This is a genomic window from Mesorhizobium sp. WSM4832 (assembly GCF_055811115.1).
The window spans coordinates 26,070-47,405 of record NZ_JBVVQH010000034.1; the positions used below are offsets into that span (position 1 = coordinate 26,070).

Annotated in this window: 19 protein-coding genes and 1 riboswitch; of the genes, 12 read left to right on the plus strand and 7 right to left on the minus strand. The window is 63.9% G+C overall.

Features of this window, described 5'->3' with window-relative positions; genetic code table 11:
- Positions 1 to 5: 5 nt before the first annotated feature.
- Positions 6 to 524, minus strand: a complete 519-nt coding sequence (locus AC0L2L_RS32030; protein WP_027169317.1) for a GcrA family cell cycle regulator — start codon at positions 522 to 524, stop codon at positions 6 to 8.
- Positions 525 to 880: 356 nt separating this feature from the next.
- On the opposite strand from AC0L2L_RS32030, the gene AC0L2L_RS32035 reads away from it, so the two are divergent.
- The 3 genes from AC0L2L_RS32035 to AC0L2L_RS32045 all read left to right on the plus strand — a co-directional run bounded on the left by AC0L2L_RS32035 (position 881) and on the right by AC0L2L_RS32045 (position 4,153).
- Positions 881 to 2,080, plus strand: a complete 1,200-nt coding sequence (locus AC0L2L_RS32035) for an acetylornithine transaminase (RefSeq protein WP_473583813.1) — start codon at positions 881 to 883, stop codon at positions 2,078 to 2,080.
- A gap of 17 nt (positions 2,081 to 2,097) precedes the next feature.
- The gene (argF, locus tag AC0L2L_RS32040) at positions 2,098 to 3,009 is read left to right on the plus strand and encodes an ornithine carbamoyltransferase (protein ID WP_473583814.1); all 912 of its coding nucleotides are present in this window, start codon (positions 2,098 to 2,100) and stop codon (positions 3,007 to 3,009) included.
- A gap of 136 nt (positions 3,010 to 3,145) precedes the next feature.
- Positions 3,146 to 4,153 (plus strand): Hsp33 family molecular chaperone, encoded by a 1,008-nt coding sequence (locus AC0L2L_RS32045; RefSeq protein ID WP_473583815.1) that lies wholly within the window; start codon positions 3,146 to 3,148, stop codon positions 4,151 to 4,153.
- A gap of 226 nt (positions 4,154 to 4,379) precedes the next feature.
- Here the strand turns inward: AC0L2L_RS32045 and apaG are convergent, their stop codons facing one another.
- Complete coding sequence (gene apaG / locus AC0L2L_RS32050) at positions 4,380 to 4,772, minus strand: Co2+/Mg2+ efflux protein ApaG (protein ID WP_027169321.1); 393 nt, start codon at positions 4,770 to 4,772, stop codon at positions 4,380 to 4,382.
- 220 nt (positions 4,773 to 4,992) lie between these two features.
- Here apaG and AC0L2L_RS32055 point away from each other — a divergent pair, with 220 nt between their 5' ends.
- A complete protein-coding gene (locus tag AC0L2L_RS32055; RefSeq protein ID WP_473583816.1) occupies positions 4,993 to 5,130 on the plus strand; it encodes a hypothetical protein in 138 nt (45 codons plus the stop codon).
- Positions 5,131 to 5,168: 38 nt separating this feature from the next.
- Here the strand turns inward: AC0L2L_RS32055 and AC0L2L_RS32060 are convergent, their stop codons facing one another.
- The gene (locus tag AC0L2L_RS32060; protein WP_473583817.1) at positions 5,169 to 6,359 is read right to left on the minus strand and encodes an O-succinylhomoserine sulfhydrylase; all 1,191 of its coding nucleotides are present in this window, start codon (positions 6,357 to 6,359) and stop codon (positions 5,169 to 5,171) included.
- 57 nt (positions 6,360 to 6,416) lie between these two features.
- Positions 6,417 to 6,494, minus strand: a riboswitch (SAM riboswitch).
- Between the two features lie 137 nt (positions 6,495 to 6,631).
- On the opposite strand from AC0L2L_RS32060, the gene AC0L2L_RS32065 reads away from it, so the two are divergent.
- Positions 6,632 to 7,726, plus strand: a complete 1,095-nt coding sequence (locus tag AC0L2L_RS32065; RefSeq protein WP_027169324.1) for a 2'-deoxycytidine 5'-triphosphate deaminase — start codon at positions 6,632 to 6,634, stop codon at positions 7,724 to 7,726.
- A gap of 44 nt (positions 7,727 to 7,770) precedes the next feature.
- On the opposite strand, the gene rhaI is transcribed toward AC0L2L_RS32065, so the two are convergent.
- Both rhaI and AC0L2L_RS32075 read right to left on the minus strand, forming a co-directional pair.
- On the minus strand, positions 7,771 to 9,063 hold the full coding sequence (gene rhaI, locus AC0L2L_RS32070) for an L-rhamnose catabolism isomerase (RefSeq protein ID WP_473583818.1): 1,293 nt from the start codon (positions 9,061 to 9,063) through the stop codon (positions 7,771 to 7,773).
- Positions 9,064 to 9,159: 96 nt separating this feature from the next.
- On the minus strand, positions 9,160 to 11,262 hold the full coding sequence (locus tag AC0L2L_RS32075; RefSeq protein WP_473583819.1) for a bifunctional rhamnulose-1-phosphate aldolase/short-chain dehydrogenase: 2,103 nt from the start codon (positions 11,260 to 11,262) through the stop codon (positions 9,160 to 9,162).
- A 189-nt stretch (positions 11,263 to 11,451) separates the two neighbouring features.
- Between AC0L2L_RS32075 and AC0L2L_RS32080 the strand changes: the two genes are divergently transcribed.
- From AC0L2L_RS32080 to AC0L2L_RS32110, 7 genes are all read left to right on the plus strand, one after another.
- Positions 11,452 to 12,261 (plus strand): DeoR/GlpR family DNA-binding transcription regulator, encoded by an 810-nt coding sequence (locus AC0L2L_RS32080; RefSeq protein WP_473583820.1) that lies wholly within the window; start codon positions 11,452 to 11,454, stop codon positions 12,259 to 12,261.
- 55 nt (positions 12,262 to 12,316) lie between these two features.
- A complete protein-coding gene (gene rhaS, locus AC0L2L_RS32085; protein ID WP_473583821.1) occupies positions 12,317 to 13,312 on the plus strand; it encodes a rhamnose ABC transporter substrate-binding protein in 996 nt (331 codons plus the stop codon).
- An 84-nt stretch (positions 13,313 to 13,396) separates the two neighbouring features.
- The gene (locus tag AC0L2L_RS32090) at positions 13,397 to 14,956 is read left to right on the plus strand and encodes a sugar ABC transporter ATP-binding protein (protein WP_473583822.1); all 1,560 of its coding nucleotides are present in this window, start codon (positions 13,397 to 13,399) and stop codon (positions 14,954 to 14,956) included.
- Positions 14,953 to 15,930 carry an ABC transporter permease gene (locus AC0L2L_RS32095; RefSeq protein ID WP_473583823.1) on the plus strand — a complete coding sequence of 326 codons (978 nt, stop codon included), beginning with the start codon at positions 14,953 to 14,955 and terminating at the stop codon, positions 15,928 to 15,930. The genes AC0L2L_RS32090 and AC0L2L_RS32095 overlap by 4 nt, the downstream gene beginning before the upstream one ends.
- Complete coding sequence (locus AC0L2L_RS32100) at positions 15,927 to 16,928, plus strand: ABC transporter permease (protein ID WP_473583824.1); 1,002 nt, start codon at positions 15,927 to 15,929, stop codon at positions 16,926 to 16,928. The genes AC0L2L_RS32095 and AC0L2L_RS32100 overlap by 4 nt, the downstream gene beginning before the upstream one ends.
- Positions 16,928 to 17,242 (plus strand): L-rhamnose mutarotase, encoded by a 315-nt coding sequence (gene rhaM, locus AC0L2L_RS32105; protein ID WP_473583825.1) that lies wholly within the window; start codon positions 16,928 to 16,930, stop codon positions 17,240 to 17,242. Before AC0L2L_RS32100 ends, rhaM begins: the two co-directional genes overlap by 1 nt.
- Positions 17,239 to 18,603 (plus strand): FGGY-family carbohydrate kinase, encoded by a 1,365-nt coding sequence (locus AC0L2L_RS32110; protein ID WP_473583826.1) that lies wholly within the window; start codon positions 17,239 to 17,241, stop codon positions 18,601 to 18,603. Before rhaM ends, AC0L2L_RS32110 begins: the two co-directional genes overlap by 4 nt.
- A gap of 18 nt (positions 18,604 to 18,621) precedes the next feature.
- Here AC0L2L_RS32110 and AC0L2L_RS32115 read toward each other — a convergent pair whose 3' ends face one another.
- Positions 18,622 to 19,878: a D-amino acid dehydrogenase gene (locus AC0L2L_RS32115; protein ID WP_473583827.1), complete on the minus strand. Its 1,257-nt coding sequence runs from the start codon at positions 19,876 to 19,878 to the stop codon at positions 18,622 to 18,624.
- 110 nt (positions 19,879 to 19,988) lie between these two features.
- The gene (gene galE, locus AC0L2L_RS32120) at positions 19,989 to 20,984 is read right to left on the minus strand and encodes a UDP-glucose 4-epimerase GalE (protein ID WP_473583828.1); all 996 of its coding nucleotides are present in this window, start codon (positions 20,982 to 20,984) and stop codon (positions 19,989 to 19,991) included.
- Positions 20,985 to 21,336: the final 352 nt, after the last annotated feature.

Below are 21,336 nucleotides of genomic sequence, written 5' to 3' on the forward strand. Positions count from 1 at the left end.
ACTCCTTAGCGGCTCCTGCGCCGATCCCCCGCCGGCTGGAACGCCACGCGGGAGTGGTATTTGCAGTACGGTCCCGTTTCGCCGGCGTCGTTGCCGCAGAAGTTGAAATCTTCCGACAGCGGATCGCCGTTCGGCCATTTGCATGTGCGCTCGGTCAGTTCGACGAGCTGCAATCTGCGCGAGATCGGCACGACGACGTTCTCGACCGGGCGGATATAGTGCCGCGCCACCGGTTCGGCGTCGAACTGTATCTGCAGCGCCGTTGCACCGACGGAGGACGTCACATGGCGAGAAGCGCTTGCGGCGCGGGACACCGATTTCTGCATCGAGGCGCCCTGCACCGTCTTTTTCTGCCGCGCCGGGGCGGCCGTCGCGCGGCCGCGGCCCGACAATTTCAGGCGATGCACCTTGCCGATGACGGCGTTGCGGCTCACTCCGCCAAGCTGCGCGGCGATCTGGCTTGCGCTCAGACCCTCCGACCACAGTTTCCTGAGAAGTTCTACCCGCTCGTCAGTCCAGTTCATGGGGCCGCGCTCCTGTGAAGCGTGCGGTAGTCAGAATCCGTTCCCGACCCGGCTCTCGCCGGGCAAACAACACCACATATACCGGGTGATCTAGGTCCGCCGCACGAAATCTAGTTATTTCTCTACTACAAATACCTTATGCGCTGACTCGGTGACAAGAGTCCCCAGGGCAACACGATTCGGTTTTTTCGGTTTTCCCCAACTTGCCGCTCTATTCATGAGCCGGCGTGGCGCCAGGGGCTTGCCACGCGCTTCTGCGTGACGTTTTCGTTGACTTCATGGCCGAAAAACATCATAAGCCGCAAAGGCCGCCGCATTGGCGGCTTTTTTGATTTCCGGTTCCGGAGACGCATATAATGAGCGGTTCGGCGCTTTACGAGACCTTTGCTCGCGCACCCCTGGCTTTCGACCGCGGGGAGGGGACCTGGCTGGTCACCGACAAGGGCGAGCGATATCTCGACTTCGCGGGCGGCATCGCGGTGAATTCGCTGGGTCACAGCCATCCGCACCTGGTCGCGGCGCTCACCGAGCAGGCCGCCAAGCTTTGGCACGTCTCCAATCTCTATGAGATCCCGGAACAGCGCCGGCTGGGCGAGCGGCTGGCCGATGCGACCTTTGCCGACAAGGTGTTCTTCACCAACTCGGGCGCCGAGGCGCTGGAATGCGCCATCAAGACGGCGCGTCGCTATCAGTTCGTCAAGGGCCATCCCGAGCGCTTCCGCATCATCACCTTCGAGGGCGCCTTCCACGGCCGCACGCTGGCGACGATCGCCGCCGGCGGTCAGTTCAAATATCTCGAAGGCTTCGGCCCGAAGGTCGAGGGCTTCGACCAGGTGGCTTTCGACGACATCGATGCCGCCGAAAAGGCGATCACGCCGGAGACCGCGGCGATCCTGATCGAGCCGGTGCAGGGCGAGGGCGGCATACGCCCGGTGCCGACGCATTCGCTGAAGCGGCTGCGCCAACTCTGCGACAAGCACGGCTTGCTGTTGATCTTCGACGAGGTCCAGTGCGGCATCGGCCGCACCGGCAAGCTGTTCGCGCATGAATGGACAGGCGTCACGCCCGATCTGATGGCAATCGCCAAGGGCATCGGCGGCGGCTTTCCGATGGGCGCCTGCCTTGCCACCGACGAGGCGGCGACCGGCATGACCTCCGGCGTGCATGGCACCACCTTTGGCGGCAATCCGCTGGCTATGGCGGTCGGCAACGCCGTGCTCGACGTGGTGCTCGCCGACGGCTTCCTCGAGGACGTGCAGCGCAAGGCGCTGCTCTTGAAGCAGGGTCTGGCCGGAGTTGTCGACGAATTTCCCGATGTCATCGAAGGCATCAGGGGAACCGGCCTGATGCTAGGCCTGAAATGCGCCATGCCCAACACCAAGGTGAACATGGCGCTGCGCGACCAGCACCTGCTTGCCGTGCCGGCGGGCGACAACGTCATCCGTCTCCTGCCGCCGCTCACTGTCACCGACGAGGAAATCGGCGAGGCGCTGGAGCGCATCCGCGGCGGCGCCAAGGGCCTGACCGACGCGATAGCGGCCGAAGCCGCGAAATAATTCTGGAACCCGTGCCGATGAGTGTTCGCCACTTCACCGATCTATCCGCCGTTTCCGCCGGCGACCTGCGCGTCATGCTCGACGATGCGGTGGCGCGAAAGACCAGGCTCAAGGCCGGTGAGCGTTCAAAGCCGCTCGATGGCAAGGTGCTGGCGATGATCTTCGACAAGCCGTCGACACGCACGCGCGTGTCCTTCGACGTCGGCATGCGCCAGCTCGGCGGCGAGACCATCATGCTGACCGGCACCGAGATGCAGCTCGGCCGCTCGGAAACCATCGCCGACACGGCTAAAGTGCTGTCGCGTTATGTCGACGCCATCATGATCCGCACCACATCGCATGACCGGCTGCTGGAACTCACCGAGAACGCCACCGTTCCGGTCATCAACGGGCTAACCGACGACACGCATCCCTGCCAGCTCATGGCCGACATCATGACCTTTGAGGAGCATCGCGGTCCGGTGACGGGCAAGACCTTCGCCTGGACCGGCGACGGCAACAATGTGCTGCATTCGCTGCTGGAAGCCTCGGCGCGGTTCCGTTTCAACCTCAATGTCGCGGTGCCGGAAGGCAGCGAGCCTTTCGGGAAATATGTCGACTGGTCGAAGGCCAACGGCGGCAAGGTTCGCTTTTCCAGGTCCGCCGAAGACGCCGTCGACCAGGCCGATTGCGTCGTCACCGACAGCTGGGTCTCGATGGGCCAGGAGCACCGCGCGCGCGGTCACAACGTCTTCCTGCCCTATCAGGTCAATGCCGCGCTTATGGCCAAGGCCAAGCCCGATGCGTTGTTCATGCACTGCCTGCCGGCGCATCGCGGCGAGGAAGTCACCGACGAGGTGATCGACGGGCCGCATTCGGTGGTCTTCGACGAGGCCGAAAATCGGCTGCATGCGCAGAAGGCGGTGCTGGCCTGGTGCCTGGGCGCTTGATCCGACGCGACTGGCAGGGGAAACGTCGACTTGATCCGGGGATATGTGATGCCTATTTGCGGGCCATCACGTAAATTGAACGCGCTTCGACGCATGCGGCTCATCGGGTTGCACGGTTGCGCCCCGGAGTATTGTCATGTTGGAAACCCAGACCTTGGCTGAACATAAACCCCAACTCGGCGAATTCGGCTTCGCCGGCGACGATCATGTCGTGCCTTACGAGGTCGCGCCGCTCGATGTGCGCGGCCGCACCGTGCAGCTCGGGCCGATGCTCGACGCTATCTTGAACCGCCACAATTATCCGGAGCCGGTCGCCCGCCTGCTGGCGGAAGCCTGCGTGCTCACTGTCCTGCTCGGCACCTCGCTGAAATTCGAAGGCAAGTTCATCCTGCAGACCCGCACCGACGGCCCGGTCGACATGCTGGTGGCTGATTTCGCCACGCCGCATGCGCTGCGCGCCTATGCGCGCTTCGATGCCGACCGGCTGCAGGCGCTGATCGCCGCTGGCGAGACTTCGCAGCAGACGCTGCTCGGCAACGGCGTGCTGGCTTTAACCATCGACCAGGGCGCGCATACGCAACGCTATCAGGGCATCGTCCAGCTCGACGGCAACTCGCTGGAGGATGCCGCGCGCACCTATTTCCGGCAGTCGGAGCAGATCCCGACCGACATCAAGATGTCGGTCGCCAAGCTGGTCACGCCTGGCCCGGCTGGCGCGCGCGAGCAGTGGCGCGCCGGCGGCATCCTGGCGCAGTTCCTGCCGCAGGCGCCGGAGCGAATGCGCATTCCCGATATTTCGGGCGGCGACGGCGACCATCGCGAGGTGACGGAGCACCCGTCCGACAATTCCTGGCAGGAATTGCTGGCGCTGCTCGGCACGGTCGAGCCGACGGAACTGATCGACCCGACGGTCGGCGCCGAGCGGCTGCTTTACCGGCTGTTCCACGAGCACGGCGTGCGGGTTTTCCGCGGCGTGCCAGTCGCCGACCAGTGCTCCTGCTCGCGCGACAAGATCCGCGGCATCCTCGAAGGCTTTTCGGCTGAGGAGATCGAGGAATCGACCGAGGACGGCGGCATCCATGTCGCCTGTGAGTTCTGCTCGACGCAGTACGACTTCGATCCGGCGGAATTCGTGGCGAAGTAAGGCTTCTTCTTCCTTCTCCCCGTTCACGGGGAGAAGGTGCCCGAAGGGCGGATGAGGGGCGGCGCGAACGTCGGGGAAGATGCCGCCGCCGGCGCTGTCGTTGAACCTAAGAAAATCTCAGAAGTTTGGTGCTGCCCCCCATGCCCTGCCCGTCCTCCGCAGCAGCTGCGCTGCAGCTACGGAGGGTGGACCGGCATTTCTCCCGTATAGAGACGGGGACAAAGACCTAATTCACGGTCCGCCTTGTCCCCGGCATGTCGAGCGAGAAAGCCGGGATGGCGATATCGAACGTTTCGCCGCGGCCGTTGCGCATCGTGTAGTGGCCGACCATGATGCCCGACGGGGTCGAGAGCGGGCAGCCTGAGGTGTATTGATAGCTGTCGCCGGGGTTGAGTTCCGGCTGGTCGCCGACGACGCCGGCGCCGCGCACCTCCTCGACACGGCCTCGACCGTCGGTGATATGCCAGTAGCGCGACACAAGCTGCACGAATTCGTCGGAACGGTTGTCGATCGTTATCTGATAGCCCCAGACATAGCGGTTCTCGGACGGATCGGAGCGGTCCTCCAGATAGAAGGGCCTGACCAGCACTTCGATGTTGCGCGTCACGGCGCGATACATGGGCTACTCCGGTTGCCGCCGCGGGACGTTCGTCACGCTCACTCTTAAAGTAGGCGAAGCGCCGACCATCCTGCCAGCCTTTAAGCGCAAGTGCCGAAAAACAATGTCATTTAAGTGACACACGACAATGTTGGTGTGCACGAACCGTGCCGGGCGACTCGGGCGCTCCGTCGACTGATGAAACGGCCGCATGCGGCCTTTCGGGAGTGACCGGATCTCGATGGAACTGACTATCGCAGCCGCGCTCGCTCCGTCAGCCCTTCTGCGCGCGCGCCTGGTTCGGCGGCGCCGTCGAATGGCGCGGCAATGCCATGACATCCGCACCAAGGCGATGACCGAACTGGAAGAGGGCGCTTGAGCCGGGCTCGCGCGTTCTCTTGCTCGGCTTGCCGCCCCCTATTTCGCCGCCTTCAGCGCCTGTTCGATGTCCTCCAGCAGATCGTCGGTGTCCTCCAGGCCGACCGAAAGCCTGAGCGTGCCGGGCCCGATGCCGAGTTCGGCGCGGGCCTCATCGCTCAGGTTCTTGTGCGTCGTCGTCGCCGGATGGGTGATCAGGCTCTTGGCGTCGCCGAGATTGTTGGAGATCAGCACGATGTCGAGCGCGTTCTGGAAGGCGAAGGCCGCCTGCTTGCCACCCCTGACGTCGAGGCAGATCAGCGTTGAGCCGCCCGACATCTGCTTCTTGACGACATCCGCCTGCGGATGGTCGGCGCGGCCAGGATAGATGAGGCGGGCGATCTCCGGCCGGCCAGCCAGGAAATCGGCGATCTTGCCGGCGCTCTCGGTCTGCTGGCGCACGCGCAGCGGAAGCGTCTCCAAGCCTTTCAGCAGCGTCCAGGCATTGAAGGGCGACAGACTCGGGCCGGTGTGGCGGAAATAGTCGTGCAGGTTCTCGTCGATCCATTTCTTGTCGGACAGGACGACGCCGCCGAGGCAGCGGCCCTGGCCGTCTATATGCTTGGTCGCCGAGTAGACGACGATATGGGCGCCGAGCAGCAAGGGCTTCTGCTGCAGCGGCGTGGCAAAGACATTGTCGACGATCAGGCGCGCGCCGATGGAGTTGGCCAAGGCGGCGACCGCGGCGATGTCGACAACTTCCAGCGTGGGGTTGGTCGGGCTTTCCAGGAAGAACAGCTTGGTGTTCGGCCTGACCGCCTTTTCCCAATTGGAAATGTCGGTGCCGTCGACCAGCGTCGCCTGGATGCCGTAGCGCGGCGCCAGCGTCTCGACCACCCAGCGGCAGGAGCCGAACAGGGCGCGCGCCGCCACGATATGGTCGCCGGCCTTGGCACTACAAAGCAGTGCCGCGGCCACCGCCGCCATTCCGGATGCGGTGGCGCGGGCATCCTCGGCGCCTTCGAGCGCGCACATGCGCTTTTCGAACATGTCGACCGTCGGGTTGGCGTAGCGCGAATAGATGAAGCCGGGCTCCTCGCCCTTGAAGCGGGCTTCGGCGGCTTGCGCCGTCTCGTAGACGTAGCCCTGGGTGAGATACATCGCCTCGGACGTTTCGCCGAAGCCGGAACGCAATGTCCCGCCGTGCACGAGTGCCGTCTGAGGTTTCCAGTTGCGCTTCTTGGTGCTCATAGCCCTGCTTCCAGACACAAAAAAACCGGCCGCGAAAGTCGCAACCGGTCCATACGGCCTCGCGGCCCGACGGTCCTTTAGCGACTTGTTTAACGTGGCTGCAAGCCGACCGGCCAAATCACCACGGGATAACGACCCTTTAGACCCGCGCCGCGCTTGCGTCAATTGCCGGCTTCATTAAGAGGTTTGTACCAGGCAGGTTCCGCAAAAGTGTCCAGCGGTTTTGCAGCAAGAACCCGCCACAAAGAGACCGGCCTTAACGGAGCCAGCCTTTGCGGCAGACAGGCATTCTTCCGGATCAGGATATCGCGGCGCTGTTCGAGGCGAAGGCGCTGAGGTCGCCGCGCGCTCTGGATGCCGACCAGATCCAGCCGGCCAGCCTCGATCTGAGGCTCGGCGACACGGCGTTTCGCGTGCGCGCCTCCTTCCTGCCGGGACCGGATCATCTGGTCGCCGACAAGCTCGAGCGGCTGAAGCTGCACGAGATCAATCTTACCGAGAGTGCGGTGCTGGAAACGGGCTGCGTCTACATCGTGCCGCTGCTCGAAAGCCTGGCGCTGCCCTCGAACGTATCCGCCTCGGCCAATCCGAAGAGCTCGACCGGGCGCCTCGACATATTCACGCGCGTGATGACGGATCGCGGCCACGAGTTCGACAAGATCGCCGCCGGCTATCACGGGCCGCTCTATCTCGAGGTCAGCCCGCGCACTTTCCCGATCGTGGTGCGCGCCGGCTCACGCCTGTCGCAGATACGTTTCCGCACCGGCAATGCGGTGCTTTCGGAAAGCGAGCTGCGTGATCTCCACCGCGCCGAGATGCTGGTCGCCACCGAGCCGCCCAACATTTCCGGCGGCGGCATCGCCTTGTCCATCGACCTCGACGGCGACAAGGACGGCCTTGTCGGCTACCGCGGCAAGCATCATACCGGCCTCGTCGATGTCGACAAGCGCGCCGCGCAGGACGTCGTCGATTTCTGGGAACCGATCTACAAGAGCGGCGCCGGCGAACTCGTCCTCGATCCGGACGAATTCTACATACTGGTCAGCCGCGAGGCCGTGCACGTGCCGCCGCTCTACGCCGCCGAGATGACGCCGTTCGATCCGCTGGTCGGTGAGTTTCGCGTCCACTATGCCGGCTTCTTCGATCCGGGTTTCGGCCACTCCGCCGCCGGCGGCAGCGGCAGCCGCGCCGTGCTCGAAGTGCGCAGCCACGAAGTGCCATTCATCCTCGACCATGGCCAGATCGTCGGCCGCCTCGTCTACGAGCACATGCTGAAGCGGCCGCAGGCGCTTTACGGCACCGATCTCGGCTCGAACTACCAGGCGCAGGGTCTGAAGCTCTCCAAGCATTTCCGCGCCGCGCGGTGAGGTAGGCTGCCAATCTCCCCCACAAGGAGGAAGATCAGCTCACCTCAGACGATGCCGCCGCCGCCGCCGGCGACCGCCGGACGCTCCGCCGCGGCCTTGGCGCGATAGCCCGCTGCCCGATAGGCGGCGACCGGATCGACGGCGCCGCCTGTCCTCAGCCGCGCCATGGCGAGGATCGGCTCGACATCGGTGCGGTAAGCCGTCTTCAGCGTCTGCGTCGCCATCAGCGCGTCATTGGCTTCCTGGAAACCTTCCAGCGCCTTGCGGTCGACCAACAGCGCCTGCGCATAGGCGCGCTGCACCTCGACCGCCGACAGCATCAGGCTCTCGATCGGATCGGTGACGTTGTGGCTCTGGTCGAGCATATGCGCGGGATTGAAGCCCTTGGCACCGGAAAGCTCGGCATCGACCAGCTCGTTGAAGACGAGGAACAGCCGGTAGGGATCGATCGATCCGGCATCGAGGTCGTCGTCGCCATATTTGGAATCGTTGAAGTGGAAGCCGCCGAGCTTGCCGAACTGGATCAGCCGCGACACGATCATCTCGATGTTGACGTTGGGCGCGTGATGGCCGAGGTCGACCAGGCAGAATGCCTTGTCGCCGAGTTCTTTCGCGATGATGTAGTTGGTGCCCCAGTCCTGCACGACCGTGGAGTAGAAGGCCGGCTCGTACATCTTGTGCTCGGTGAACAGCCGCCAGTCGTCCGGCAGGCCGGCATAGATTTCGCGCATGGCGTCGAGATAGCGCTCGAAGGCTTTTGCGAAATTGACCTGGCCCGGGAAATTCGAGCCGTCGCCGATCCACACCGTCAGCGCCTTTGAACCGAGCGTCTTGCCGATCTCTATGCATTCGAGATTGTGCTCGACCGCCTGCCGGCGCGTGCCGGCATCGGCATGCGACAACGAGCCGAACTTGTAGGAACGTTCCTGGTCCTTGGCATCGGAAAACGTGTTGGAGTTCATGGCGTCGAAGCCGAGGCCGAAGCGCGAGGCCGCCTGCTTCAGCCGGTTCGGGTCGGCCTTGTCCCACGGGATGTGCAGCGAGACGGTCGGTGTCGCCTGCGTCAACTGGCTGATGACTGCGCAGTCCTCGATCTTGTCGAAGATGTCGCGCGGCTCGCCCACGCCGGGGAAGCGGGCAAAGCGGGTGCCGCCGGTGCCGACGCCCCAGGACGGGATCGCCACGCCGAATTTTTCCACTTTGCCCAGGATCGCGTCGATGGCGATGCCGCGGCGGTCGAGGCGCTCGCCAAGCGAGGCGTAGTCGCGCTCGAGGTCTGCCTGGCGCTTGGCGTTATGGCCGGCGACGACGTCGGTGGAAATGATGGTTTCGGACAAGTGCTGTTCCTCCCAAGACTACATTTGGCCGGCGCTGCCCTCATCCGCCTGCCGGCACCTTCTCCCCGTGAACGGGGAGAAGGAAAGCGCTCTAAATTAGCGCGTAAAGCTTTGCGCGTTGCCGGCGTCGACATTGACGATGTTGCCGGTCGACTTGGCCGACATGTCGGACGCGAAGAAGTAGATCGCTTCGGCGATGTCTTCCGGGAAGACCGAGCGTTTCAGCATCGAGCGTGAACGGTAGTGCTCCTCGAGATCGTCGGTCGACATCTTGTAGGCGGCGGCGCGCTGTTCCTTCCACTCGCCGGTCCAGATCTTGGAACCGCGCAGCACCGCGTCCGGATTGACGACATTGACCCTGATCTGCGCTTCCGCGCCCTCCAGCGCGAGGCAACGGGCAAGATGGATTTCGGCGGCCTTGGCCGTGCAGTAAGCGGACGCATTCGGCGAAGCGGCGAGCCCGTTCTTGGAGGCGACGAAGACGATGTTGCCGCCGATCTTCTGGGCGCGGAACAGCCGGAAGGCCTCGCGGGAAACCAGGAAATAGCCCGTGGACAGGATGTCCATGTTCTTGTTCCACAGCGCCAGTGTCGTCTCCTCGATCGGCGCGGAGGACGCCAGGCCGGCATTGGAGACCAGGATGTCGATGCCGCCGAATTCGACTGATGTTTCGGTGAAGCCGGCAGTCACCTGGTCTTCTGACGTCACATCGATCCGCACCGGACGGACGAAATCTTTTCCGAAGGCCTTCGATAGCTCTTCGTTGGCGGCGGCCAGCGCCGCCTCGTCGATATCGGCGAGCACCACGCAGGCGCCTTCGCGCAGCAGCCGGTCGGCGGTGGCGCGGCCGATGCCGCCGGCGCCGCCCGTAACCAGCGCGATCTGGCCGGCCAGCGCCTTCGGCTTCGGCAGGCGCTGCAGCTTGGCTTCCTCGAGCTGCCAATATTCGATGTCGAAGGCTTCCTGCGCGGGCAGGCCGACATAGGACGATACGGTCGAAGCGCCGCGCATGACGTTGATGGCATTGACGTAGAATTCGCCGGAGATGCGCGCCGTCGCCTTGTCGCCGGCGAAGGTGAACATGCCGACGCCAGGCATCAGATAGACCACGGCATTGGGATCACGGATGGCCGGCGAGTCCGGGTGCTTGCAGCTGTCGTAATAAGCCTGGTAGCCGACACGATAGGCGGCGATGTCGTCGGCGAGCCGCGTGATGACGGCGTCGACATCCGGACTTGCCGGATCGAACTCGATGACCAGCGGCCGGATCTTCGTGCGCAGGAAATGATCCGGGCATGACGTGCCAAGCGCCGCCAGCGGCCGCAAATCCTTCGAATTGACGAACTCCAGCACCGCCGGCTGGTCGTCGAAATGGCCGAGCTTGTGGCTCTTCTCGGAAATCAGGCCGCGGATCCTCGGCATCAGCTTTGCGGCGATGGCGCGGCGCGCCGGGGCATCGAGCGACTTCACCACCTCGCCGCCGAAGATCGCCCTGCCTTGCGACTTGCGCTCGAACCAGTCGATCGCCTGGTTGATCACCGAGATCGTCGTCTCATAGCATTCCTTGGGCGTATCGCCCCAGGTGAACAGGCCGTGGCTTTCGAGCACGACGCCCTTGGCATCGGGGTTTTCGAGGCAGAATTTCTCCAGCCATAGGCCGAGCTCGAAGCCCGGCCGCTTCCAGGGCAACCAGCCGATGGCATCGCCGAAGATCTCCTTCGTAATCGCCTTGGAATCCTTGGCGGCAGCAACGGCGATGATGGCGTCGGGATGCATATGGTCGACGCAAGCCTTCGGCACGTAGGCATGCAGCGGCGTGTCGATGGAGGCCGCGCGCGGATTGAGGTTGAAGGTGCAGTGCGGCAGATAGCCCACCATCTCGTCTTCGTGCTCGACGCCACGATAGAGCCCCTTCAGGGCGCGCAGCTTGTCCATGTAAAGGGTAGCGAAACCGTCCAGCTTGATCGAGGCGCTGTCGCCGCCCGAGCCTTTCACCCACAGGACCTCGACGTCCTCGCCGGTCAGCGGGTCTTTCTGCCAGACTTTGGACGAGGTGTTGCCGCCGCCATAATTGGTAACGCGCTTGTCGGAACCCAGCGTGTTCGAGCGATAGACCAGGAGTTCGGGACCGCTCATCCCTTCGGCTTTTGCGTCGTCCCACAGATTGGCGAGGCGCGAGCCGGAGCGCTTGTCGAGCATAGGTATCCTCCCTTGGAGCGCGAACGCCGCACCCCTCATTTCTCGCCTGGGAATGTCTACGCAAGCGCCCCGCTTGTCAATCAGAAACGATCAACATCGATCATATTGCACTGCACAATGAAAATATATGATCGGAAATGATTGACACTGCGCGTTTTCTAAGGCCTGATGCTGGGGCAGGGAGGAACCATGCACGAAAAAGAGCGCCACAGGATCATTCTGTCCGCCGTCCAGGAAAAGCCTGTGGTGACGGTGCAGGAGATGGTCGAGCTGACGGAATCTTCCGAAGCGACGATCCGGCGCGACATCGCGGCGCTGCATGTCCAGAAGCGCCTTCGGCGCGTGCGCGGCGGCGCCGAGGCGATCTCGCCGCCGCAGTTCATCGGCCTTGCCGGCCGGCCGTTCTCCGTCAACGAGACGCTCAACGCCGCGCAGAAGCGGGCGATCGCACGGGAAGCGGTGAACCTGTGCACGGACGGCGAACCGATCATCATCAATGGCGGCACCACGACCTTCCAGATGGTGCATTTCCTGACCGGCCGCCGCATGCCGATCTTCACCAATTCCTTCCCGATCGCCGAGCACCTGCTCAAGCACTCGAAGAACACGGTGATGCTGTCGGGCGGCACGATCTACCGCGAGCAGAACATCATCCTGTCGCCCTTCGACAATGACGTGACGCGCAACTTCTATGCGCGGCGCATGTTCATGGGCGCGCAGGGGTTGGGGCCGCTCGGACTGATGGAGGGCGATCCGCTGCTGATCCAGGCGGAACAGAAGCTGATCGACCAGGCCGACGAACTGGTGGTGCTGGTCGACTCCTCGAAATTCCGCATGCGTTCCAGCCTGATCCTGTGCGGGCTGTCGCGCATCGCAACCGTGATCACCGACGACGGCATCGAGGACCGCGAGGCCAAGATGTTGGAAACAGCGGGCGTGGCGCTGATCGTCGCCCGCAAACAGTCAAGCGACAAGGAAGAATCTTCACTGCAGGCCTGAGGGAAACTCACGCCCGCAGCGGCGATGGAATGCAACGCTCAAGGGAGGATATTCGATGAGCTTTTTGAAGAAACTGCTGGTTACGGCGGCCTTTTCCGCCGCCATGTTCGTGAATGCCGCCTATGCCGAGAACGTCAAGATCGCATTGGTCGTGAAGTCGCTCGGCAACGGCTTCTTCGACGCCGCCAACAAGGGCGCCGAGGAAGCGGCCAAGGAACTTGGCGATGTTGACGTGATCTACACCGGCCCGACCAAGGCGACCGCCGAGGCCCAGATCGAGGTGATCAACTCGCTGATCGCGCAAAAGGTCAACGCGATCGCCGTTTCTGCCAATGACGCCGACGCGCTGGTGCCGGTGCTGAAGAAGGCGATGGACCGCGGCATCACCGTGATCTCGTGGGACTCCGGCGTCGCCAAGGAAGGCCGCCAGCTTCACCTCAACCCGTCCGACACCGGCCTGATCGGCGAGACGATCATCAAGCTCGCCGCCGACTACCTGCCGGAAGGCGGCGACGTCGCGATCCTGTCGGCCTCCTCGACCGCGACCAACCAGAACGCCTGGATCGAAGCGGCCAAGAAGGTGCTGCCGGAGAAGTTCCCGAAGATCAAGCTGGTCGCCACCGTCTATGGCGATGACGATTCGGCCAAGAGCACCGACGAAGCCAAGGGCCTGCTGAAGTCCTATCCGAACCTCAAGGCGATCATTGCGCCGACCACCGTGGGCGTCGTCGCCGCCGCGCAGGTCGTCACCGACGCGAACCTGATCGGCAAGGTCAATGTCACCGGCCTCGCGCTGCCGTCGGAGTTCAAGAAGTTCATCGACAACGGCGCCAGCCAGGCGGTCGCGCTGTGGAATCCGATCGACCTCGGCTACTCGGCGATCTACCTTGCCCATGACCTTGCGGTGAAGAAGGAAGAGGCCAAGCCGGGTGCGACGCTGTCGATCGGCCGCGTCGGCAAGGTGACGCTCGACGACACCAACTCGGCTGCGATGGCTCCGCCCTTCCAGTTCGACAAGACCAACATCGAGAAGTTCTCCAAGATCTACTGATCCGGATCGACTTCAAGCCCATGCGGCGGGACAATTGTCCCGCCGCATCTTCAAACGGACCTTCTCTCAGGGCCTGATACGAATATGGACACGACAGCCCAGCACAAAATGGAGACGCAGCTGCCCGAGCCTTCAGGCCCGGCTCCGAGCGCCTCTCCCCGCCTGACGCTCTCAGGCATCTCCAAGAGTTTCCCGGGTGTCCGCGCCCTGCACAATGTCAGCCTGTCGCTCTATCCGGGACAGGTGACGGCGCTGATCGGCGAGAACGGCGCCGGCAAGTCGACGCTGGTCAAGATCATGACCGGCATCTACCAGCCCGATTCAGGCGAGATCGGGATCGACGGCCAGGCCACCACACTGCCCAGCGCGCATGCCGCCTTCGGCCACGGCATCACCGCCATCCACCAGGAAACGGTGCTGTTCGACGATCTTTCGGTCGCCGAAAACATCTTCCTCGGCCATGCGCCGCGCACCCGATTCGGCACCATCGACTGGCGCACCATGCGCAAGAATGCGCGCGAGGTGTTGGAGACGATGCGCGCCAGCCATATCGACGCCGACGCGCGGCTGAAGGACCTCGGCATCGCCAACAAGCATCTGGTGGCCGTTGCCCGCGCGATGTCGATCGACGCGCGCATCGTCATCATGGACGAGCCGACCGCCGCACTCTCGATGAAGGAGATCGAGGAGCTTTTCCTTCTGATCGAATTCCTGAAGAGCGAAGGCAAGGCCGTGCTCTTCATCAGCCACAAGTTCGACGAGATCTACCGCATCGCCGACCGCTACACCGTCTTCCGCGACGGCGAGATGGTGGGCGAAGGCCTTCTGAAAGACACCGGCCAGAACGAGATCGTACGCATGATGGTCGGCCGCAATGTCGACCACATCTTCCCGCAGCGCGAACCGAAGATCGGCGCACCGGTGCTTTCCGTCTCCGGCCTGTCGCATCCGACGGAGTTCGACGACATCGGCTTCGAGCTGCGTAAGGGAGAGATCCTCGGCTTCTACGGGCTGGTCGGCGCCGGGCGCAGCGAGGTGATGCAGGCGATCGCCGGCATCACGCGCACCAGCCGAGGCGCTATTTCGCTGGACGGCCAGACGATCGCGCCGAAATCGGCCGCGGACTCCATCGAGGCCGGCATCGTCTATGTGCCGGAAGAGCGCGGCAAGCAGGGGGTGGTGATCGGCCTGCCGATCTTCCAGAACGTTTCGCTGCCGTCGCTGAATCGCACCTCGAGATCCGGCGTGCTCAAGCTCGCGGAAGAGTTCTCGCTCGCCCGCTCCTACACCGAGCGGCTCGACCTGCGCGCCTCCTCGCTCAGCCAGGATGTCGGCACGCTTTCGGGCGGCAACCAGCAGAAGGTTGTCATCGCCAAATGGCTCGCGACGACGCCGAAAGTCATCATCCTCGACGAGCCGACCAAGGGCATCGACATCGGCTCAAAGGCCGCCGTGCACGGCTTCATGGCCGAGCTGGTCGCGCAAGGCCTGTCAGTGATCATGGTGTCGTCGGAACTGCCCGAAATCCTCGGCATGTCGGACCGGGTCGTCGTCATGCGCGAGGGCCGCATCGCGGCGACCTACGACAACAAAGGCCTGGACGCCGAAACGCTGGTTCGGACGGCAGCGGGGATCGCGGCATGAAGAGCTTCCTCAAAAACCGCGAGATCTGGTTGCTCGCCGGCATCGTCGTTCTGGTCGGCCTGATCTCGACGCGCTTCCCGGGCTTCGCCGATCCGGCCAATCTGCGCCAGGTGTTCAACGACACCTCGATCCTGATGATCCTGGCGCTCGGCCAGATGGCGGTGATCCTGACGCGCTCGATCGACCTTTCGATGGCGTCCAACCTCTGCTTCACCGGCATGGTGGTGGCCATGCTCAACGCCGCGCATCCGGCGATCCCGATCCCGGTGCTGATCGTCGTCGCTCTCGCCGTTGGCCTCGCGCTCGGCGCCATCAACGGTTTGCTGGTGTGGCGGCTGAACATCCCGTCGATCGTGGTGACGCTGGGCACGCTCACCATCTATCGCGGCGCCACATTCGTCATCTCCGGCGGCGCCTGGGTCAATGCCGACCAGATGAGCCCCGACTTCATCAATTTCCAGCGCGCCGCCTTCCTCGGCCTGCCGGTGCTGTCCTGGATCGCGATCGCGGTCATCGCGCTGTTCTTCCTGGTGATGACGCGCACCGCCATCGGACGCTCGATCTACGCCATCGGCGTCAATCCGACCGCTTCGGTCTATGCCGGCATCGATGTCGGCCGCACCAAGTTCATCGTCTTCTGCATTTCCGGCATGATTGGCGGGCTCGCCGGCTATCTGTGGATCTCGCGCTACGTGATCGCATCGGTCGAGGTCGCCAATGGCTACGAGCTCAACATCATCGCCGCCTGCGTCATCGGCGGCATCTCGATCGCCGGCGGCATCGGCTCGGTCGGCGGCGCTGTGCTCGGCGCGCTGTTCCTCGGCATCATCTCCAACGCGCTGCCGGTCATCAACATCTCGCCCTTCTGGCAGATGGCTATCTCGGGCAGCGCCATCATCCTGGCCGTGGTGCTCAACGCACGCGGCGAACGCCGGCAGGGCCGCATCATCCTGAGAAAGGCGGAAACGGCATGACCGATACCCCTGCTCCGCGCCATATCCCCGACCGGCTCGACAAGCCGCTTTCCTCGGCGATCTTCTCCTGGGAGGCGCTGCTCGTCATCATCGCGATCCTTATTTTCGCGGTGAACAGCTTCGCCTCGCCCTATTTCCTCGATCCGTGGTCGCTGTCGGACCTGACCTTCAACTTCACCGAAAAGGGCCTGATCGCGCTTGCCATGGCGTTGCTGATCATCTCCGGCGAGATCGACCTGTCGGTCGCCGCGATCGTGGCTTTAGCCTCGACGATGATGGGCATGGCCGTGCAGGCGGGCGCCGGCACGCCGGTGCTGGTGCTGATCGGCATCGTTGTCGGGCTCGGCTGCGGCGCTTTCAACGGGCTGCTCGTCACCCGGCTCGGCCTGCCGTCCATCGTCGTCACCATCGGCACGATGAGCCTGTTCCGCGGCATCGCCTTCATCATCCTCGGCGACCAGGCCTACAAGGGCTATCCGGAGAGTTTCGCTTTCTTCGGCCAGGGCTATGTCTGGTGGGTGTTCTCGTTCGAGCTGGCGCTGTTCCTCGTCGCGGCTTTGATCTACTGGTTCATCCTGCATCGGACGAGCTTCGGCCGCCGCGTCTTTGCCATCGGCAACAATCCCGTCGCCTGCCAGTTTTCCGGCGTGCGCGTCGACCGTATCAAGTTCACATTGTTCTGCCTGACCGGGCTGATGTCGGGCATCGCCTCGGTGCTGATCACCTCGCGGCTGGGCTCGACCAGGCCGTCGATCGCGCAGGGTTACGAACTCGAAGCCATCACCATGGTTGTGCTTGGCGGCGTCTCGATCCTCGGCGGCGCCGGCAGCATCCTTGGCGTCGTGCTCGCAGCTTTCATCATGGGACTGGTGACCTTCGGCCTCGGGCTGCTCAACGTGCCGGGCATCGTCATGTCGATCTTCATTGGCCTTTTGCTGATCATCGTCATTGCGCTGCCGATCGTCTGGCGGCGGCTGCGCGAAGGTCGCTTCGCCTGATGGAAAAATATGCCTTCAAGATGAAGCTCAATCCCGGCATGAAGGCCGAGTACAAGCGCCGTCATGACGAGATCTGGCCGTCACTGGTGGCACTTTTGAAGCAGGCCGGCGTTTCCGACTATTCGATCCATCTCGACGAGGAGACCAACATCCTGTTCGGCGTGCTGTGGCGGCTGGACGACCACGGCATGGCCGACCTGCCCAAACATCCGGTCATGCAGCGCTGGTGGACGCATATGGCCGATGTGATGCAAACCAAGGCCGACAACGAGCCGGTGGCGATGCCGCTGGAAACCATGTTCCATATGGCATGATCCGCCACGTCGCCGTCATCGACATCGGCAAGACCAACGCCAAGGTGGCGCTGGTCGACCTGGAGAGCATGCGCGAAGTGGCGGTCCGCCGCACAGCCAACGCTGCCTCCACGGATGGCCCCTATCGGCATCACGATGTCGAACGGCTATGGGCTTTCATCCTCGAAAGCGTAGCGGCGCTTCATCGCGAGCAACGCGTCGACGCGATCTCGATCACCACCCATGGCGCCACCGCAGTGCTGGTCGCTGCCCAAGGCGAGCTAGCGCTGCCGGTGATCGACTATGAGTTTGGCGGCATCGACGAATTGGCGCCGGACTATGACGCCGTACGTCCTCCCTTTGCCGAGACGGGCACGCCGCGCCTGCCTGCCGGCCTCAACGTCGGCGCGCAGCTCTTCTTTCAGCAGAAGCGCTTTCCCGCCGAATTTGCCGGGGCCACCACTATCCTGATGTATGCGCAGTACTGGGCCTTGCGATTGACGGGCGTCGCCGCCAATGAGGTGACGTCGCTCGGTTGCCACACCGATTTGTGGAACCCCTGGACGTCCGATTACTCCTCCCTGGTCGATAGGATGGACTGGCGCCGGCTGATGGCGCCGGTGCGGCCGGCCAAGGATCGGCTAGGGCCGATCTTGCCGGCGATCGTGCAACGGACGGGGCTCAACCCGCAGACACCGGTATTCTGCGGCTTGCACGATTCCAACGCCTCGCTGCTGCCGCACCTGCTGTCCGATACACCACCCTTCTGCGTCGTATCGACCGGTACATGGGTGGTGTCGATGGCGGTTGGCGGCAAGAAGGTGCAACTCGACCCGGCGCGCGACACGCTGGTCAACGTCAATGCGCTCGGCGACCCCGTGCCCTCGGCGCGCTTCATGGGCGGGCGCGAATTCTCGCTGCTGACCGAGGGCCAGCCACAGCAATGGAGCGAAGCCGATGTTGCCGCCGTTCTGGCGCGCCAGGCCTTGCTGCTGCCTTCCACCCAACAGGGGTCTGGACCGTTCCCGCACCGCGCCGCGCAATGGCGCAATGTCGACGATTCAAGCTCCGGCCAGCGCTTCGCCGCCATCTCGTTCTATCTGGCGTTGATGACCGCAACCTGCCTGGAGCTGATCGGCGGCGATGGGCCGACGACGGTCGAGGGACCTTTCGCGCGGAACCCGCTTTTCGTCCGCATGCTGGCGGCGGCGACGGAGAGGCCGGTCGTCGCGTCGGAGACGTCGACCGGGACCAGCATCGGCGCCGCGCTGCTGGCCTCGGATGGCGCTACCACAATGAGCAAAGGCGAACGCTGCGGACCGCCGGCCGAGCGCGCCTGGGGCGAATACGCGTTGGCCTGGCGGCAGGCCGTGAAACTCTGAGCCGGCCGCGTGCTTGGCTCAGCGCGCTGTCCCGTAAAGCAATCCCTGCGGATCGATCTCCAGCTTGCGGCCGGCGACGATGTCGGCCAGGAATTTTCCGGAGCCGCAGGCCATGGTCCAGCCGAGGTGGCCGTGGCCGGTATCGAGATAGAGATTGCGGTATTTCGCCTGACCGAAGACAGGCACCGAACTCGGCATCATCGGCCGCAGACCCGCCCACAGCACAGCCTTCTTCTCGTCGAAGGCGCCCGGGAAAAGGTCCTTGCCGGTCTCCAGGATGGTTCTGAAATCGCCGGGCTTGAAGCTGCGGTCGAAGCCGGTGAATTCGGCCGTCGAGGACATCCGCAGGCGATTGCCCAGCCTCGAATAGCCGATCAGCCGGTCCTCGTCGGCGCCGCCCATGGTCGGCCCTTTGCTCTCGTCCTCCAAGGGAATCGTCGCGGTGTAGCCCTTCACCGGGTAGACAGGCAGGTCGATGCCGTAGCGGCGGCCGAGCAGGCCGCTTTCCGGCCCCATGGAGATGACGACGGCATCACCCGTCACCGGCCCTGCCGAGGTCATGACGGCGCGCACACGATCGCCTTCGACGTCGAGGCCCTGGATTGTCGTGCCGAACAGGAATTTCACGCCGAGCTTCTCGGCCGCATAGGCGGCGAGCTTGTCGACGAATTGCTTGGAATCGCCGGTCTGGTCGATCGGCGAATAGATGCCGCCGGCGATCTTTTCCTTCACGCCGGCCAGGCCAGGCTCCAGCTCGACCAGACGCTCGCGGCCGACGATCTCGATCGGCAGGCCATGCTCGCCGAGATAGCGGTAATTGTCGGTGCCGGTGTCGAGGCTCTTCTGCGAGCGGAAGAAATAGAGGATGCCTTTCCGGCGCTCGTCGTAATCGATGCCGGTCGCGTCCGACAACGCATTGATGCACTCGCGCGAATAGAGCGCCAGCCTCAGCTTGACGTCGGTGTTGGCGCGAAGCCTTGCCACCGTGCACTCGCGCAGGAAGCGCAGGCTCCAGGCATAAAAATAGGGATCGAGGCGCAGCCTGACCTTGATGCCGAGGTCGTGGTTCCAGAGCGCGCGCAGGAAAGTTTTCAGCGCGGCGGGCGAGGCCCAGGCGGTGGCGTCGCCAGGCGACACAAGGCCGGCATTCGACTGGCTGGTGCCTCGCGCCGCCGCCTCATGGCGCTCGATCACCGTCACCTCGTGACCGTCTTCAGCCAGATAGTAGGCGGCCGCCGTGCCAACCGCGCCGGCGCCGAGAACCAGGACCTTCATGCCTTCCCCTCAAGGATCATGCCGGCGGCGCGCTTTGCGCACCGCTGAACGAGCCTCAATACCGCTTATGAACGCGCCGGACGAGCCCTTGGCCCAACAGCTCGCTGTGACTAGCTCCGCGCCGAGTTCTTGCCGGTCAGGATACGCTCCCAGGCCAGCGCATCGTTGACGATCTGGTCGAGATCGTCGCGCTGCGGCGTCCAGCCGAGCTCCTTGCGCGCAAGGTCGGAATTGGCGACCACGGCGGCGGCGTCGCCGGGCCGGCGGTCGCCCATGCGAACGTCGAAATCGTGGCCGAAGGCGCGGCGCACGCTGTCGATGACTTCGAGCACGGAATAGCCGTGGCTGTAGCCGCAATTGGCGACGAGGCTCCCGCCGCCGTCGCGCAGCCGCTGCAGCGCCAGCCGGTGCGCAGCCGCCAGATCGCTGACATGGATGTAATCGCGCATGCAGGTGCCGTCCGGCGTCGGATAATCCTTGCCGAAGACCTGCATGAAGGGCCGCTTGCCGAGCGCGGTCTCGCAGGCGACCTTGATCAGATGCGTGGCGCCGGGCGTCGACTGGCCGGTGCGGCCCCTTGGATCGGCGCCGGCGACATTGAAATAGCGCAGCGCCGTATAGCGGATGTCGTGCGCCAGCGCCGCATCGCGCAGCATCCATTCGCTCATCAGCTTGGAAAGGCCGTAGGGCGATTCCGGCGCCAGCCGCGCATCCTCGCGCACCGGCTCCAGCCCGGCGCCGCCATAGACGGCGGCAGTGGAGGAGAAGATGAAATGCGGCACACCCTCGCGCACGGCGGTTTCGATCAGCGTGCGGGTCTTGCAGGTGTTGTTCTCGTAGTAGCCGAGCGGATCGGCGACCGATTCCGGCACCACGATCGAGCCGGCGAAGTGGATGATGGCGTCGACCTTGTTCTCGCGGATGATCCGGCCGACCAGATCGCGGTCGGCGACATCGCCGACGACGAGCTTTGCTTCCGGGGCGACCGCCCATTCGAAGCCGGTGGAAAGCCGGTCCAGGACAACCACGCTTTCGCCGGCGTCGAGCAGCTCCCAGACCATGTGGCTGCCGATATAACCGGCACCGCCTGTCACCAAAACCGTCATCACCTACCTCGCTGATCAAGATTTATCGGAAACTGTCTCAACAGCCACCGCGCTGGAAACCCCGCCGCAAGCCCATTACCCTCCCAAATGTTAAGTCCGTAACAGTTCCTTCCGCCTGAGGCATCGTACTGAAACAAAACTGCTTCAGACAGCCGGGAATAGGCCACGATCCGGCATCGTTAGGAACAGGGCAAGGGCGTGGCATTTTGACCGGTCGGGTCCGGTGGACGAGGCAGGGGGCAGTGATTATGATCCGGCCCCAAAATCGGGAAGTGACATGAACTACCAGCGGTTCTTCGAGGATGCGATCGACCAGCTCCACGCCGAGCGGCGCTACCGCGTTTTCGCCGAT

Excerpts from the sequence above, each read along its gene's own strand:
- AC0L2L_RS32030 (WP_027169317.1), bottom strand. The coding sequence starts at position 524 with ATGAACTGGACTGACGAGCGGGTAGAACTTCTCAGGAAACTGTGGTCG.
- argF (WP_473583814.1), top strand. The coding sequence starts at position 2,098 with ATGAGTGTTCGCCACTTCACCGATCTATCCGCCGTTTCCGCCGGCGAC.
- galE (WP_473583828.1), bottom strand. The coding sequence starts at position 20,984 with ATGACGGTTTTGGTGACAGGCGGTGCCGGTTATATCGGCAGCCACATG.
- AC0L2L_RS32080 (WP_473583820.1), top strand. The coding sequence starts at position 11,452 with ATGCACGAAAAAGAGCGCCACAGGATCATTCTGTCCGCCGTCCAGGAA.
- AC0L2L_RS32100 (WP_473583824.1), top strand. The coding sequence starts at position 15,927 with ATGACCGATACCCCTGCTCCGCGCCATATCCCCGACCGGCTCGACAAG.
- AC0L2L_RS32055 (WP_473583816.1), top strand. The coding sequence starts at position 4,993 with ATGGAACTGACTATCGCAGCCGCGCTCGCTCCGTCAGCCCTTCTGCGC.
- AC0L2L_RS32110 (WP_473583826.1), top strand. The coding sequence starts at position 17,239 with ATGATCCGCCACGTCGCCGTCATCGACATCGGCAAGACCAACGCCAAG.
- AC0L2L_RS32090 (WP_473583822.1), top strand. The coding sequence starts at position 13,397 with ATGGACACGACAGCCCAGCACAAAATGGAGACGCAGCTGCCCGAGCCT.
- AC0L2L_RS32060 (WP_473583817.1), bottom strand. The coding sequence starts at position 6,359 with ATGAGCACCAAGAAGCGCAACTGGAAACCTCAGACGGCACTCGTGCAC.
- AC0L2L_RS32095 (WP_473583823.1), top strand. The coding sequence starts at position 14,953 with ATGAAGAGCTTCCTCAAAAACCGCGAGATCTGGTTGCTCGCCGGCATC.
- AC0L2L_RS32075 (WP_473583819.1), bottom strand. The coding sequence starts at position 11,262 with ATGCTCGACAAGCGCTCCGGCTCGCGCCTCGCCAATCTGTGGGACGAC.
- rhaM (WP_473583825.1), top strand. The coding sequence starts at position 16,928 with ATGGAAAAATATGCCTTCAAGATGAAGCTCAATCCCGGCATGAAGGCC.
- apaG (WP_027169321.1), bottom strand. The coding sequence starts at position 4,772 with ATGTATCGCGCCGTGACGCGCAACATCGAAGTGCTGGTCAGGCCCTTC.
- AC0L2L_RS32035 (WP_473583813.1), top strand. The coding sequence starts at position 881 with ATGAGCGGTTCGGCGCTTTACGAGACCTTTGCTCGCGCACCCCTGGCT.
- rhaS (WP_473583821.1), top strand. The coding sequence starts at position 12,317 with ATGAGCTTTTTGAAGAAACTGCTGGTTACGGCGGCCTTTTCCGCCGCC.
- AC0L2L_RS32045 (WP_473583815.1), top strand. The coding sequence starts at position 3,146 with ATGTTGGAAACCCAGACCTTGGCTGAACATAAACCCCAACTCGGCGAA.
- AC0L2L_RS32115 (WP_473583827.1), bottom strand. The coding sequence starts at position 19,878 with ATGAAGGTCCTGGTTCTCGGCGCCGGCGCGGTTGGCACGGCGGCCGCC.